At 71.7% G+C, this 15,028-nt stretch carries 12 protein-coding genes; 8 read left to right on the top strand and 4 right to left on the bottom strand.

The features are described from left to right. Positions 1-126: 126 nt before the first annotated feature. Positions 127-783: a TetR/AcrR family transcriptional regulator gene (locus tag BLW82_RS38240; protein WP_093506389.1), complete on the bottom strand. Its 657-nt coding sequence runs from the start codon at positions 781-783 to the stop codon at positions 127-129. Between the two features lie 171 nt (positions 784-954). On the opposite strand from BLW82_RS38240, the gene BLW82_RS38235 reads away from it, so the two are divergent. Together BLW82_RS38235 and BLW82_RS38230 are read left to right on the top strand one after the other, a co-directional pair. Next, on the top strand, positions 955-1,692 hold the full coding sequence (locus BLW82_RS38235) for an SDR family NAD(P)-dependent oxidoreductase (protein WP_093506387.1): 738 nt from the start codon (positions 955-957) through the stop codon (positions 1,690-1,692). A 158-nt stretch (positions 1,693-1,850) separates the two neighbouring features. Next, positions 1,851-2,255, top strand: coding sequence for an OsmC family protein (locus BLW82_RS38230; RefSeq protein WP_093506386.1), 405 nt, complete (start codon positions 1,851-1,853; stop codon positions 2,253-2,255). 92 nt (positions 2,256-2,347) lie between these two features. On the opposite strand, the gene BLW82_RS38225 is transcribed toward BLW82_RS38230, so the two are convergent. The 3 genes from BLW82_RS38225 to BLW82_RS38215 form a co-directional block, all read right to left on the bottom strand. Next, positions 2,348-3,067 (bottom strand): alpha/beta fold hydrolase, encoded by a 720-nt coding sequence (locus tag BLW82_RS38225; protein WP_093506384.1) that lies wholly within the window; start codon positions 3,065-3,067, stop codon positions 2,348-2,350. Positions 3,068-3,115: 48 nt separating this feature from the next. Beyond that, positions 3,116-4,066, bottom strand: a complete 951-nt coding sequence (locus BLW82_RS38220) for an alpha/beta hydrolase (RefSeq protein ID WP_093506382.1) — start codon at positions 4,064-4,066, stop codon at positions 3,116-3,118. A 127-nt stretch (positions 4,067-4,193) separates the two neighbouring features. After that, the gene (locus tag BLW82_RS38215) at positions 4,194-4,970 is read right to left on the bottom strand and encodes a DUF427 domain-containing protein (protein ID WP_093508491.1); all 777 of its coding nucleotides are present in this window, start codon (positions 4,968-4,970) and stop codon (positions 4,194-4,196) included. Positions 4,971-5,390: 420 nt separating this feature from the next. On the opposite strand from BLW82_RS38215, the gene BLW82_RS38210 reads away from it, so the two are divergent. The 6 genes from BLW82_RS38210 (at position 5,391) to BLW82_RS38185 (ending at position 14,599) form a co-directional block, all read left to right on the top strand. After that, entirely contained in the window at positions 5,391-6,338 is a 948-nt protein-coding gene (locus BLW82_RS38210) for an alpha/beta fold hydrolase (protein ID WP_093506381.1), read from the top strand. Positions 6,339-6,459: 121 nt separating this feature from the next. Next, a complete protein-coding gene (locus tag BLW82_RS38205; protein WP_093506379.1) occupies positions 6,460-6,954 on the top strand; it encodes a cupin domain-containing protein in 495 nt (164 codons plus the stop codon). A gap of 518 nt (positions 6,955-7,472) precedes the next feature. Further along, positions 7,473-7,649 (top strand): hypothetical protein, encoded by a 177-nt coding sequence (locus tag BLW82_RS45870; RefSeq protein ID WP_256216094.1) that lies wholly within the window; start codon positions 7,473-7,475, stop codon positions 7,647-7,649. A gap of 99 nt (positions 7,650-7,748) precedes the next feature. Beyond that, complete coding sequence (aceE, locus tag BLW82_RS38195) at positions 7,749-10,436, top strand: pyruvate dehydrogenase (acetyl-transferring), homodimeric type (protein ID WP_093506376.1); 2,688 nt, start codon at positions 7,749-7,751, stop codon at positions 10,434-10,436. A 17-nt stretch (positions 10,437-10,453) separates the two neighbouring features. Then, positions 10,454-11,644 (top strand): 2-oxo acid dehydrogenase subunit E2, encoded by a 1,191-nt coding sequence (locus tag BLW82_RS38190; RefSeq protein WP_093506374.1) that lies wholly within the window; start codon positions 10,454-10,456, stop codon positions 11,642-11,644. 189 nt (positions 11,645-11,833) lie between these two features. Further along, positions 11,834-14,599, top strand: coding sequence for an ATP-binding protein (locus BLW82_RS38185; RefSeq protein WP_093508490.1), 2,766 nt, complete (start codon positions 11,834-11,836; stop codon positions 14,597-14,599). Positions 14,600-15,028 lie beyond the last annotated feature (429 nt).

Below are 15,028 nucleotides of genomic sequence, written 5' to 3'. Positions count from 1 at the left end.
CGCAGCCGCCGCGACGGCATGACTCAGACGTTACCCGCCCCCGTCCGGACCGGCTGGTCGACCGGCCTGATCAGGACAGAAGCTGCGGCATGATTTCACAACACGCCGATGGTGTGCCACTTAGTGTCACGTCATCGTCGGTGCAGAGAGGCCCGCCGGGTCCGCCATCCGCAGCTGGGCGGGGGGCGGATGCGGCAGGGCCGCGCGGTCACGGGCCCGCAGTCCGTCGAACGCGATCTCCAGGAAGCGTTCCCACGCCCGCGGTTCGCGGTCCAGCAGCGGCTGGGCGGTCTGGTGGATGCCGCCGAGGAGCAGCACGATGTCGGTTCCGGTGATGTCACCGCGGACGGCTTCTTGTTCTCTGGCCCGGGCGGTGAGGTCCTCGACCGTGTCGCAGAGCCGGTCGATGGCTGCGCGTACGTTCGCGTGCTGCAGCGAGGGCCGACCGATGACGTCGCAGAACGCGCGGTCGGCGGCGAGCAGGCCGATTCCGTGTGCCATGAAGTCCTTCAGCGCACGGCCGGCGTCATCGGCGCGCAGGAGCCGGTCCGCCGTCTCGAGCAGCCGGTCGAGCAGCTGCATCATGATCGCCGCGAGAAGGTCGTCCTTCGTCGGGAAGTGCCGGAACACTGTGCCCTTGGCGACGCCGGCCCGCTGGGCGATCGTGTGCATCGACACATCCACCCCGCATTCGGCGAAGGCCTCGGTGGCCGCTCGCAGGAGCAGCCGTCGATTGCGCACGCTGTCGGCCCTGGCCTGCGCTGCCGCTGTTCTCCCGGCCATGACGCCTCCCTCTGAGTGTCACAACATTAACACTGAACATGACCCGCAGGTCATTTTCAGTGTTACTCTGGCACAACATGACCCCTCGGTCATCTTCTCGGGCCGCCGTGTCCTGTCCTCGCACACGACACCGCCTGCCCGTCTCACCCCACTACCCCTTTCGGAGTTGACATGAGTTCCGTTCTCGACCCCAAGGTCGTCCTTGTCACCGGCGCCTCGTCCGGCATCGGCAGGGCGACCGCACTGGCGCTGTCGAAGGCGGGGGCCACCGTGGCCGTCGGCGGCCGCCGGACCGACCGGCTCGAAGCACTGGCGCAGGAGGCGCCCGGGGAGATCCTCGTCCTGGACATGGATGTCAGCGACCCCGAGTCGGTGCGCAAGGCCGTCGACCGGACCGTCGAACGCTTCGGCACCCTCGACATCGTCGTGAACAACGCCGGCATCATGCTCACCGGCCCCGTCCTTGGCGCCGATCCCGCGGAATGGACCCGCATGGTGGAGACCAACCTGCTGGGCTCCATGTACACGGTGCACGCCGCGCTGCCCCACCTGCTGCGCTCCCGCGGCGCGGTGGTCCAGATCTCCTCCACCTCGGGCCGTATCTCCTCGGCCGGCGCCGCGGTCTACTCCGCCACCAAGTTCGGCGTCAACGCCTTCGCCGAGGCGCTGCGCCAGGAGGTGACCGAGCAGGGGGTCCGCGTCGTCGTCGTGGAGCCTGGCTTCGTGTCGACCGAGTTGGCCGACCACATCACGGACCCCACCAGGCGTGCCGCGGTCAAGACCATGGCCGAGTCGATGCGGACCCTTCAGCCGGAAGACATCGCGGCCGCGGTGGTCTACGCCGTCACACAGCCCGACCACGTCGCGGTCAACGAGATCCTCGTACGCCCCACCGACCAGTCCCGCTGATCACCCCTGATCACCCGCGGGGCGGCAACCGCCGCCCCGCACCCTCAGCTTGCAGCCGAGTACGGGCAGGCCGGCCGTCACAGTCGGGCGCCCCGCACGGTCTGAGCTTCGGGAGGCACAGGTCGTGCCTCTGCCCGTACCTCGGCTGAGAGGCAAGCATGAACTCGCGCATCGTTACCGTGGCCGAAGGAAAGCAGCTCGCGCGCTCCGTGGCGATCGGTACACACCGCCTGACAGCCGACGAGCCGGAGCCCGTCGGCAGCGACACCGGCCCCACCCCGGGCGAACTCCTCCTGGCCGCGCTCGGAGCGTGCACGTCCATGGCGGTGCGGGCCTACGCGCAGCGCCACGAGTGGCCGCTGGACCGGGTGGACGTCGCGGTCCGCTTCGACGCACAGGGGCAGGTGGTCAAGAACATCGGGCTCGTCGGGGAGTTGACACCCGATCAGCGGGACCAGCTCCTGGCGGCCGCAGGACGCTGTCCTGTCCATCGGCTGCTGACCAAGGACGTCACGATCATCACGGTGCCCACCCTGCTCGCGGAGCCCGCACCGCTGCCGTGACGCAGGGGGCTCACACAAGAACGCGGGCTGCGGGGTCCGGCTTCACGGCCGGACCCCGCACCCCGCGTCCGTCAGGCGCGTGCCTCCGGCGCTCAGGCGGTCGCCTGCGCCGCCTCGTTGATCAGACGGGCCACGTCACCGGGGCGCGAGACGCTGACCGCGTGGGAGGCGGAGACCTTCACGACGGAAGCCCCGGCCCGCTCGGCCATGTAGGTCTGCACCTGCGGGGGGATGTTCCGGTCCTCGTCCGCCACCAGCACCCAGGAGCGGATGTCCCGCCACGCGGGCGCGGACGCGCCCTCCGCCAGCGCGGCATCGGCCACCGGCCGCTGTGTCGCGGCCATGACGGCCGTGGTCTCCTCGGGGACGTCAGCGGCGAACTGAGCGTGGAACTTGGCCTGTTTGATGTACAGGTCCATGACCTGCCTGCCGTCGGGCAGCGTCACCGGCACGGGCCGGAGCGTGTCGCCGAGGGTGCTGCCGGGGAACTTGCCCGACAGGGTGACGGCGCTCTCGCCCTCCTCCGGCAGGAACGCCGCGACGAAGACGAGCGCCTTGACCTCGGGCAGTCCCTTGGCCGCGTTGCTGATCACGGAACCGCCGTAGGAGTGGCCGACGAGGACGACGGGGCCCTCGACGGATGTCACGATCTGCCGGACGTAGTCGGCGTCGGTGGTCAGTCCGCGCAGCGGATTGGCGACGGCGATCACCGGATAGTCGTGTGCGAGCAGCTTGTCGACGACGCCGTTCCAGCTGGAGGCGTCCGCGAACGCGCCGTGTACGAGGACGATGGTGGGCTTGTGCGCACTCATGGAGAATGGCCTTTCGAGGTGCCGGGGAATGTGGTCGGGTCCGCGGTGTCAGTCGGTTCCGAGAGCCTTGCGCAGCGCGTGGACGGCCTGCTCGATCGCGGCGGTCGACGCCTGGGTGCCGCGGACCGTGTTCAGCATCATGAAGTCGTGCAGGGAGGCGTTGTAGCGGACGGTGGTCGTCGGCACACCGGCCTGGATGAGCTTGCGGGCGTAGGCCTCGCCCTCGTCGCGCAGCACGTCGTTCTCGTCGACGACGACATGCGCCGGCGGCAGGTCCCGGAGGTCGGTCAGCGTCGCCCGCAACGGCGAGGCGGTGATCTGCGCGCGCTCGGCGGGGTCGGTGGTGTAGGCGTCCCAGAACCATTCCATGGCCTTGGCCGTCAGATGCGGGCCGTGCGCGAAGGTCCGGTAGCTCTCGGTGTCCTGGGCCGCGTCGGTGACGGGGTAGTACAGCGACTGGTGCACGAAGGCCACGTCCCCCCGCTGCTTGGCCATATGGGTCAGCGCGGCGGTCATGTTGCCGCCGACCGAGTCACCGGCGACGGCCAGGCGGGAGGCGTCGAGGCCTTCGCCGGCGCCCTCGGTGGTGATCCACCGGGCGGTCGCGTAGGCCTGCTCGACGGCGACCGGGTACTTGGCCTCCGGGGAGCGGTCGTACTCGACGAAGACCAAGGCGGCGTTCACCCCGACGGTCAGCTCGCGCACGAGCCGGTCGTGCGTGCCGGCGTTGCCGAGGATCCAGCCGCCGCCGTGCACGTAGAGGATGACGGGCAGGGGGCCAGAGCTGCCGACGGGCTTGAGGATGCGCACCCGCACGTCGCCGACCTCCGCCGGGACGGTGATCCACTTCTCGTCCACGTCGGGCTTCTCGATGGGCTGGGCCTGCACGTCGTCGAGCAGGTTGCGCGCGCCCTCGACCCCGAGCTCGTACAGCAGCGGCGGCTTGGCGGTCGCGTCGGCGAAATCCTGCGCGGCGGGCTCGAGAACGATGTCGCTCATGGTGTGTTCCTTCTCTGGCGATTAAGGAGGACTTTTCACACCACGAGACCGGGCCCGCAGCAGACGTGTGACACCAGAAGGTCCCGGGCAGTCGAGCGCGGCCCGGGACCGGACACCGGAGCGGGGGTTAGGAACGGAGTGCGCCGGGCTTCGGCAGCGGCTCGCCGTCCACGAAGAGGTCGACATGCTCGTTGTAGAAGGCCGTCAGGCCCGCGATGCGGTTGGCGTGGATGGTCGGGAAGTCGTACGCCCAGGCGATGTCCTCGTGGGCGGCGGTGGCGCCGTCGAACGACCAGTAGCCGCTCGTCGTTCCCTTGTACGGGCAGCGGGTCACCGTGTCGGTCCGCCGCAGTCGGGTCCAGTCGACGTGCGCGCGGTCGAGGTAGTAGCGCGTCGGCAGGCCGGTCTCGAAGAGTTTGACGCACGCCGGCGCCTCCGCCAGGACCACACCCTCCAGCTCCACGCGGACGCTGCTGGAGGAACGCACGGCGTCCACACGCGAGTACGGGCTCCTGGGGTGGACGAAGACGGGTTCGTCCTCCTCGAACCAGTAGTCGATGGCCGGCCACTCGAAGCGCACCGTGCCCTGGAGCGGCGCCGGGGCGTCCTTCCCCCACACCCAGGCGGCACCGGGGCGCGAGTCCCCGCCAACGGACAGAGTGTGCCGGTGCGCGGTGCCCGCACCGTGCTCCTCGGCGACCCCTTCGTCGTCGAGAACGCCGTCGACGAGGTCCCGCACCGGGATGCTGAACTGCGGATAGGCCTGCCACTCCCAGACGTACAGGGCGCGCCGCGTGTCGAAGACGGTGCGACCGCCGATCACGCCCCTGATCCGGCGGGGCACCGGCTCCACGTGCCCGACGGGCACCAGGAAGCTCGGATGCAGAACACTTTCGGTTTCCATGGTCATCACCTAGGTCGGTCGGAGGTTCCGCGCTCGTTCGGACCGGACGCGGAGAGTGTGTGCACCCGGGACGCCCATCCTCGGGCCGTCACGGTCGCGGGGTTCGTCCGGCGCCGACGCACACAGCGCTGAGCAGGGCTTGCTTCGCTGTCACAGCAGGTGGCGAAGGCCGGTCTGTGCGGGGAGACGGTCCCCCATGGAGAGGAGATCACGCCGTGCACACGCGTACTCATTATGACGCCAACACTCATGACACTAACAGGACAACCTTCTCATGCACACTGTGCACACTGTCACCGAGGGTCGGACCCGGCGGCGGCCGGGCCCGGTAACGCACCCGGCCACGTGAGCCGGTCCCCAGCCGCGCCCGACCGGAATCGCGGCTCCCCTCCCCCACCGCTCCTTCGCCGGAGGATTCGCATGTCAGCCCTGCCCCTGCTCGCCCCCCTGCGACACGTCACGACCGACGTGCTCGAAGTCGCCTATTACGAGACGGGCTCCCCCGACGGTGACACCGTCGTCCTGCTGCACGGTTTCCCCTATGACATCCACAGTTACGTGGACGTGTCCCCCCTGCTGGCCGAAGGCGGATTCCGCGTCATCGTCCCCCATCTGCGGGGGCACGGCCCCACCAGATTCCTGTCCGACTCCCTTCCCCGTTCCGGCCAGCAGGCGGCCCTGGGGGCCGACGTCATCGCGCTCCTGGACGCCCTCGGCATCGAGCGGGCCTACCTCGCCGGCTACGACTGGGGCGGTCGCGCGGCCACGGTCGCCGCGGCGCTGTGGCCCGAACGGGTCCTCGGCCTGGTCTGCGTCAACGGCTACCTGATCCAGGACATCGGCGCCGCCATGAACCCCATCTCCCCCGAACTGGAGGCGGGTTTCTGGTACTTCTACTACTTCCTCACCGAGCGCGGCCGCACCGGACTGGCAGCCGATCCACGGGGCGTCGCCCGGGTCATCTGGAAACGCAACTCCCCCGTGTGGGCCTTCGGCGAGGCCGAACTGGAGCGGGCCGCCGAGGCCTTCACCAATCCGGACTACGTCGACGTCGTCATCCACTCCTACCGGCACCGGCTCGGCCTGGCACCGGGCGCGGACGCGTACGCCGAACTGGAAGCCCGCCTCGCCGGCCTTCCTCCGATCACCGTCCCCACGGTCACCCTGGACGGCACCGCCGACGGCAACTTCCCGGCGACCGACGGGTCATCGACCGCTCACCACTTCACCGGCCCCCGCCTGCACCTCCAGGTCGCGGACACGGGCCACAACCTGCCGCAGGAACGCCCCGAGGCATTCGCCGCGGCGGTACGGGACGTACGGGCCCTGCGACGGGGACACCCCCGCCACGACTGCCTCACCCGCTGACACGCGACCGCGCGGCACCGCGGCCCACGCCGGGCCGACGTCACATCGGACCGTGCTCACCGGTCACAACGAGTGCGGGCGGGCACGCGGCCGCCCGACTGCCTCAGGAAAGGAAACCGCCATGTCGTACCCCTACCCGGAACAGAAGTACTTCGGAGACAACGGCGAGGTCAGCGCCGTGTTCCGGCCTGCCGACACGCCGCCCGACCTCGGCGAGAGCGGGCCGGGCAAGGACGCCACCCACTATCTGGCCACCACCGCGACCACCCGCGGCGAGTTCGGGTTGTACCGCGTCGAGATGAGTCCGCGGGCCGGCGGCCCCAAGACCCACTTCCACAAGCGGATCTCGGAGTCGTTCTACATCCTGGACGGCACCGTGCGCATCTTCGACGGTGTGCGCTGGGTGGACGCCCGCAAGGGCGACTTCCTGCACGTGCCGCAAGGCGGGCTGCACGCCTTCCGCAACGACTCCGACGCACCGGCGGACATGCTCCTGCTGTTCACACCGGGTGCGCCGCGCGAGGAGTACTTCGAGCAGGTGTCGCAGCTGGCACACGCCTCGGAGGAGGAGCGCTCCGCGTTCTTCGACCGGCACGACTCCTACTTCGTGGAGTAGGTCCACCCCTGCGGTGTCCCGAGGCACCCGCGTCCTCCCCGCGGTCGTGGTCGCGGGACACCCGCCGTCGGGACGATCCGGGTTCGGGTAACGGGCAGCTTGTCACAACAACACCATTCGTCCGGTCAACAAGGCAGGGCGCGCGGGCGTACCCGCCCTCGTCGCGCCCTCTCAGCACGTCCTGGCCGTCACGCCCGACCGTCCCGCCCCCGGCAAGGGAGACCGCATGAAAGTCGTCGTTGCAGGCTCCACGGGACGGATCGGCTCGGGACCGGTCACCCGTCTGCGGGGCCACGGGGCGCCGGTGGTGCCCCTCTCCCGCGCCCTGGGCGTCGACGTCGGTGACCCACACGCTCTGCGCCGAGCACTGCGCTGCCCGCAGATCCTGGTGGACGTCACCGACGCGCCCTCACGACAGCAGGACGTGAGCACGGCGTTCTTCGGCGACACCACCCGCGGCCTCCCTGACGGCCGCCGGGGAGGCCGGCTTCGAGCACTACGTGGCCCTGTGGGCGCGGGTGCCTGCAGCCCCGCTGCCGCGGCCGGTCGCGGCCGCCGACGTGCTCGCCGCCCAGGACCACGTGACTCCCGTGATCGGCGAGGCACGGACGCCGTTCTTCAGTGCCCTGATCGGGGAGCGGCCCCTGCTGCCCGGACCGGACGCCCATCCGGGCCGTCACACGTCGGCCCAGTGACCCAAAGACCGCTGATCCACCCGCGCCGCACCGTCCGACGGCCCGCGGCATCCACCGCCCCCACCCGTCTCTCCCCCCACGCCTTGAGGAAGGCCGCCCATGAGTGACCCGTCCCGGCCCACCGCGTCCCCGTCGAGCAGTGAGCTCGACCAGCTTCCCGACCGTGACCGCGAGGAGACCGCCGAGTGGCAGGCCTCCCTCGACGCCGTCATACGCAACGCCGGACCCGATCGGGCGGTGTACCTGATTCGGCGCGTGCACGAGTACGCGGCCCGCGCCGGCCTGTCCGTACCGGGGCTGCTCACCACGGACTACGTCAACACAGTCCCGGCGGCCGCGCAGCCGGCGTTCGACGGCGACATCGCCATGGAAACCAGGATCACCGCCCTGAACCGGTGGAACGCCGCGGCCATGGTCACCCGCGGCTCCCGGCTCGGCCTGGGCGGACACATCTCCACCTACGCCTCGGCGGCCTGGCTGTACGAGATCGGCTTCAACCACTTCTTCCGCGGCAAGGAACAGGACGGCTCGGGCGACCAGTTGTTCCTCCAGGGGCACGCCTCGCCGGGCATCTACGCCCGGGTGTTCCTCGAAGGCCGCCTGAGCGAGCAGCAGCTGGACGGCTTCCGGCGCGAGGCCGGCGGTCACGGTCTCCCGTCCTACCCGCACCCCAGGCGCCTGCCGTGGCTGTGGGAGTTCCCGACCGTGTCCATGGGCCTCGGCCCTCTGGGCGCCGTCTACCAGGCACGCTTCAACCGCTATCTGCGGGCCCGCGGCATCAAGGACACCTCCGCCTCCCGCGTGTGGGCGTTCCTCGGCGACGGGGAGACGGACGAGCCGGAGGCCACGGCCGCCCTGACGCTGGCCTCCCGTGAGGGCCTGGACAACCTCACCTTCGTGATCAACTGCAACCTGCAACGCCTCGACGGGCCCGTACGGTCCAACTCCAAGATCGTGCAGGAGCTGGAGGCCCGGTTCCGCGGGGCGGGCTGGAACGTGGTCAAGACCCTGTGGGGCGAGGCCTGGGACCCGCTGCTGGCCCAGGACACGACCGGCGACCTCGTGCGCCGCCTGGGCGAGGAGCCCGACGCCCAGATGCAGACCTTCGCCGCGCGGGACGCCGCCTACATCCGCAAGAACTTCTTCGTCGGAGACGCCCTGTCCGCACTCTCCGCCACCCTGAGCGACGCCCAGGTGGTGGAGCTCTTCGAGAATTCCCGCGGTGGTCACGAGCCGTTGAAGGTGTACGCCGCCTACCGGGCCGCCGTCGAACACCGGGGGGCACCGACAGTGATCCTCGCCCAGACGGTCAAGGGGCACACCCTCGGGTCGGCGTTCGAGTCCCGCAACGCCAACCACCAGATGAAGAAGCTGACCATGGCGCAGTTCCGCGAGCTGCGCGACGTGCTGGATCTGCCCATCCCCGACAGCGCCCTCGCCGGTGACCTCGTCCCCTTCTGGCATCCGGGGGAGAACTCGCCTGAGGTGCGGTACCTGCGCGAGCGGCGCGCCGCGCTGGGCGGTCCCGCCCCCGCGCGCCGGGTGATCGCCAAGCCGCTGCCGGAGCCCGCCGCACAGCCGTTCGAGGCGCTGCTCAAGGGCTTCGGCCACCAGGAGGTCGCCACCACCATGGCCTTGGTCCGCCTGGTGAAGGACCTGATGCGGGACGGCCGCACCGGCGCCCGCTGGGTGCCGATCATCCCTGACGAGGCCCGTACCTTCGGCATGGAATCGATGTTCCCCACGGCCGGCATCTACTCGCCGCAGGGCCAGACCTACGACCCCGTCGACGCCGACCAGCTGCTGCACTACAGGGAGAGCGAGACCGGGCAGCTCCTCATCGAGGGCATCACCGAAGCCGGTTCCATGGCCGAGTTCACCGCCGCCGCGACCTCGTACGCCACCCACGGCGAGCCGATGATCCCTTTCTACATCTTCTACGCCATGTTCGGCTTCCAGCGCACCGGCGACCAGTTCTGGGCCCTCGCCGACCAGATGGGCCGCGGGTTCGTCGTCGGCGGCACCGCCGGACGCACCACCATGACCGGCGAAGGTCTCCAGCACGGCGACGGCCACTCGCACCTCCTGGCCGCCACCAACCCGGCGGCCGTCGGCTACGACCCGGCCTTCGCCTTCGAGATCGCGGTCATCGTCCGCGACGGCCTGCGCCGGATGTTCGGGGAGCGGCCCGAGAACGTCTTCTACTACCTCACGGTCTACAACGAGCCGAAGCCCCAGCCGCCCATTCCTGCGTGGCCCGGCATCGAGGAGGGCATCGTCCGCGGCCTGTACCCGTTCCGACCCGGCGACCGCGCCGTGTCCGGCCCTCGGCTGCAGCTCCTGGCCTCCGGCACCGCCGTCCACTGGGCACTGCGTGCGCAGGAACTGCTCGCCGCCGACTGGAACGTGCGCGCCGATGTCTGGTCGGTGACGTCCTGGACGGAGCTGCGCCGGGACGCGATGGACGCCGACACCGCCCGCACGCGCGGCGAGACACGTGTGCCCTTCGTAACGGAGGCGCTCGCCGGTGCGCCGGGGCCGGTCCTGGCCGTCAGCGACTGGATGCGCCAGGTCCCCGACCAGATCGGCCAGTGGATCGAGCAGGACTACTACTCACTGGGGACGGACGGATTCGGCCTGTCCGACACCCGGGAGGACGCACGGCGCTACTTCCGCGTGGACGCCGAATCGATCACCGTGACGGCCCTGGACCGGCTGGCACGGGCCGGACAAGTGGACCCCGACACCGTCGGCCGCGCCCGCAAGCACTACGGCCTGGACACCTGAAGGAGCCATACGCCGTCATGACTGTTTCCGTGACCCTTCCCGCGCTCGGCGAGTCCGTCACCGAGGGCACCGTGACCCGCTGGCTGAAGCAGCCCGGCGAGCACGTCCAGGAGGACGAACCGCTGCTGGAGGTTTCCACCGACAAGGTGGACACCGAGATCCCCGCTCCCGCCACGGGAGTCTTGCTGACCATCGTCGTCGGCGAGGACGAGACGGTCGAGGTGGGCGCCGAGCTCGCCGTCATCGGCCGGCCCGACGCCGAACCGTCGGCGGCGACCGCGGTCACCGCCGCCCCGGCCGCGCCGGTGACCGCACCGCAGCCCGCCTCCTCGTCGGCGCCGGTCGCGCAGCCGCCCGCCACGGCGCCGATGCCGCACCCCGCGCCCGCCGCCGACCCGGCACCGCAAGCCGCACCCGCCCCGATGCCGGCACCGGCACCCGCGGCCACTCCGGCTCCGCGCCCCACACCAGCAGCGGCTCTGCCGACGGCCGCCTTGCGCGGGCACACCGCCGCCGTCCCCCGGCTGCGCAAGGCCGTCGGCGACAGTCTCAAGCAGGCGCTGCTGGAGCAGGCGCAGCTGACCTCCACCGTCGAGGCCGACGCCACCGGCCTGCTACGGCTGTGGCGGCGGACAGCGGACGGCTACCCGGCCCGCGAGGGATTCGCCCTGACACCGTTGCCGTTCTTCGTCCTGGCCGCCGCCCAGGCGCTCAAGGCACATCCCGTCATCAACGCCAGGATCGACACGGGCGGCGCGACCATCACGTACTACGACACCGAGAACGTCGGCATCACGGTCGACACCGACCAGGGGCCGGTGACTCCGGTGGTGCGGGGCGCGGGCGATCTGACCGTCAGCGGCGTCGCCCGTGCCGTCCACGACCTCACCGACCACGCCTTGGCCGGCCGGCTCACGCCTGCGGACGTGGCCGGAGCCACCTTCACGGTCTCCGACACCGGAACACGCGGCGCCCTCTTCGACACCCTCATCGTCCCGCCGCACCAGGCGGCCATCCTGGGCGTGGGAGCCGCGGTCAGACGGCCCGCGGTCGTACAGGACGGCGACGACGAGCTCATCGGTGTCCGCGACCTGGTCCACCTCTCGCTCTCCTACGACCACCGGCTGGTGGACGGCGCGGACGCCGCCCGCTATCTGGCCACCGTGAAGAAGATCGTCGAGGCCGCGGCGTTCGAGGACATACGCTGACGCGACGCCGGCGGCCGCGGATACGCCGGACACGACCGCCGACCGTCCGGCAACACACGCCGTCCGGCCCGGCGGCTCCACCACGGCCCGGCACGGCGCCACTGCCCTGCGTCTCACCCACCGGGTGACCAGCGCAGATGAGTTGTGTGGCCGCAGACCAGATCTATACGCTCGCAGCCGGGGGTGTTCATGAAAGGCAAGAATCCGGGCTTCCTGCACGGCCGGCAGAGCGAGCGAGCGGTGCTGGACCGGCAGCTGGCCAAGGTGCGCGACGGTCACAGCGCGGTGCTCGTGCTGCGCGGTGAGGCCGGTATCGGCAAGTCCGCCCTGCTGGAGTACATGGCCGAGACCGCCGAGGGCTGCACCGTGGTGCGCGCGGCGGGTGTCGAGGCGGAGATGGAGCTGGCTTTCGGGGGTCTGCACCAGCTGTGCGCGCCCTTCCTGGATCGCCTCGGGCACCTCCCCGATCCGCAGCGGACGGCCCTGGAGACCGCCTTCGGGCTCAGCGCGGGCACTCCCCCGGACCGGTTCCTCGTGGGGCTGGCGGTCCTCAGCCTGCTCGCCGACGTCGCTGAGGAGACGCCTCTGATCTGTCTCGTCGATGACGTGCAGTGGCTCGACCGCGTCTCGGCCCAGATCGTCGGGTTCGTCGCCCGGCGTCTGATGGCGGAGCGCGTGGGGCTGATCTTCGCTGTACGCGAGGCGGACGGGGAACGCGCCCTGCAAGGGCTGCCCGAGCTCACCCTCGGTGGGCTGAGCGAGCCCGACGCCCGCGCCCTGCTGGCCTCGGTGCTTCCCGGCCGGTTCGACGAACCGGTCCGCAGCAGGATTCTCGCCGAGGCGCGCGGCAATCCGCTGGCCCTGCTGGAACTGCCCCGCAGCGCCTCCGCGGCCGAACTCGCGGGCGGCTACGCCGCACCGTCGATGGGGCCACTCGTCGGCAGGCTCGAGCACAACTTCAGCCTGCGCGTCGAGGAACTGCCCCCGCCGACGCGGCGGCTGCTGCTGCTCGCGGCGGCCGAGCCCGTCGGCGATGTCTCACTGCTCCGCCGCGCCGCCGACATACTCGGCGTGTCCATGGGCGAGGCCTCCCCCGCGGTGGCCGCGAACCTGCTGGAAGTGCGCACACGGGTCCAGTTCCGGCACCCGTTGGTGCGCTCGGCCGTCTACCGCGCGGCGGGACCGGCCGAGCGCCGGGAGGCGCACCGAGCCCTGGCCGAGGCCACGGACGCGCGGTCCGACCCCGACCGCCGCGCCTGGCACCTGGCCCGCGCCACCGCGGAGCCCGACGAGGCCGTGGCGGACGAACTGGCCCGCTCGGCCGACCGCGCGCAGGCGCGTGGCGGCATCGCCGCGTCGGCGGCCTTCCTGGAACGAGCGGCCGAGCTGACACCTGATCCCTCCCGCCGCCGCAGCAGAGCGCTGGCAGCGGCCCGGGCCAAGTACCTCGCCGGAGCTTTCGACGCCGCGCTCGAGCTGCTGAACGTGGCCGAGATGGGGGCGCTCGACGATCTGCAACACGCCCAGGCCAGCCTGCTGCGTGGGCGGATCACCTTCGGATCCCGCAGTGCCGGTGCCACTGTGCCGCTGCTGCTCACGGCGGCCCGGGAGTTCGAGCCGCTCGACGCCGGCATCGCGCGCGAGACCTACCGGGACGCGTTCTACGCGGCCCTCACCGCGGGTCGTGTGTCCAGCGGCCCCGGCCTCGATGAGGTCGCCCGGGCCGCACGCACCGCGCCCCCGACGGCTCACCCCGGACCCACCGACCTCTTCCTCGACGGCCTGGCCTTGGCCACCACGGACGGCTACGCGGCGGGCGCCCCGATTCTGCGCCGCGCACTGAACACACTGCGGTGCGCCGGCTTCACGGTGGAACAGTCGCTGGGCTGGCTCCCGTTCGCCTGCCGCATGGCCCACAACGTGTGGGACTTCGACAGCTGGAGCACCCTGTCGGCCAAGCTCGTCGGTCTGGCACGGGAGACGGGAACACTGTCCGTGCTCCCCTCGGCGCTCCTGCTGCGGCTGGCGAACCGGGTCTTCGCCGGTGATCTGGACGACGCGGACTCGCTCGCCGCGGAAGCGGTGACAATCGGCGAGGCCACCGGCAGCCACTTCCTCGCGCACTACGGGGCACTGGTGATCGAACCCTGGCGCGGCCGCGAGACCGAGACGCTGCGGGCGATCGGGACGATCACCGGCGACCGGACCCTCAGCGGCGAGGGAAAGGCGCTCACAGCTCCCCAGTGGGCGCTGGCCGTGCTGTACAACGGCCTCGGGCGACACGAGGAGGCCTGCGCCGCCGCCGCCAAGGGCTGCGAGCACCCGCAGGAACTGGGGCTCGCCCTCTCCTCCCTGGTCGAGCTGGTGGAGGCGGCGGCCCGCAGCGGGCAGCGGGACCTCGCCGCCGAGGCCGCCGACCGCCTCGCGACCATCTGCCAGGCCAGTGGCACGGCCTGGGCGACGGGCACTTCCGCGGCGGCGCGTGCCCTGATCAGTGAGGGGGACACGGCCGACGCCCTGTACCGGGAGGCGATCGCCCGGCTGGAGAGCACCCCGGTGCGAACGGCGCTCGCACGCACCCGGCTGCTGTACGGCGAATGGCTGAGCCGCGAGAACCGCCGCGCCGAGGCCCGGGACCAGCTGGCCCGTGCCCACGAGATCCTCGACCGGGCCGGCGCGGAGGCCTTCGCCGAGCGCGCCCGCCGGGAGCTGGAGGCCGCCGGGGAGACGGTGCGCAGGCGAGACACCGGCACCGACGAGGCGCTCACGCCTCAGGAGGCCCAGATCGCCCGGCTGGCCGGCGAAGGGCTGACCAACCTCGAGATCGGCGCGCAGCTGTTCCTCAGCCCGCACACCATCGAGTGGCATTTGCGGAAGGTGTTCACGAAGCTCGGGATCCGGTCCCGCAAGCAGCTGGGCGCCGTGCTGCCGGGCGGGGCGGCGACCCCCGCCTGACCCCCGGGGGCGGAGCCGTCGGCGGGGGTGCGATCCGCCTGCCGCGCCCGGTCGGGAGCCCGCGCGGGCCGCACAGGCGGCCTCCCCGCCTCGCAGTGCGCCCACGAACTCCCCTGGCCATGCCGTGGCTCCGGACCGTCCGGGGCAGGTCCTGCAGAGGTCCGGTCCCCTTGAGGCCCGGCCCCGGCCAGGGGCCAAGGCGCGGGGGCCGGGGGGCGCGCCCCAGGGGCGTGGGGGCCCGGGGGCAGGCCCCGGGGGCGTCCGGGGCCAGGGGGTGGCAGGCCCCGGACGCCCCCGGGGCCAAGGAGGTGGCAGGCCCCGAGAGCATCCGGGGCCAAGGGGGTGGCAGGCCCCGAGAGCATCCGGGGCCAGGGGGTGGCAGACCCCGAGGGCCTGCGGGCCAGGGGGTGGGAGGCCCTGGCCACGTGG

Source organism: Streptomyces sp. Ag109_O5-10, assembly GCF_900105755.1.
In the GTDB taxonomy this organism is placed as follows: domain Bacteria; phylum Actinomycetota; class Actinomycetes; order Streptomycetales; family Streptomycetaceae; genus Streptomyces.
This window is presented reverse-complemented; position numbering and strand designations above follow the sequence as displayed.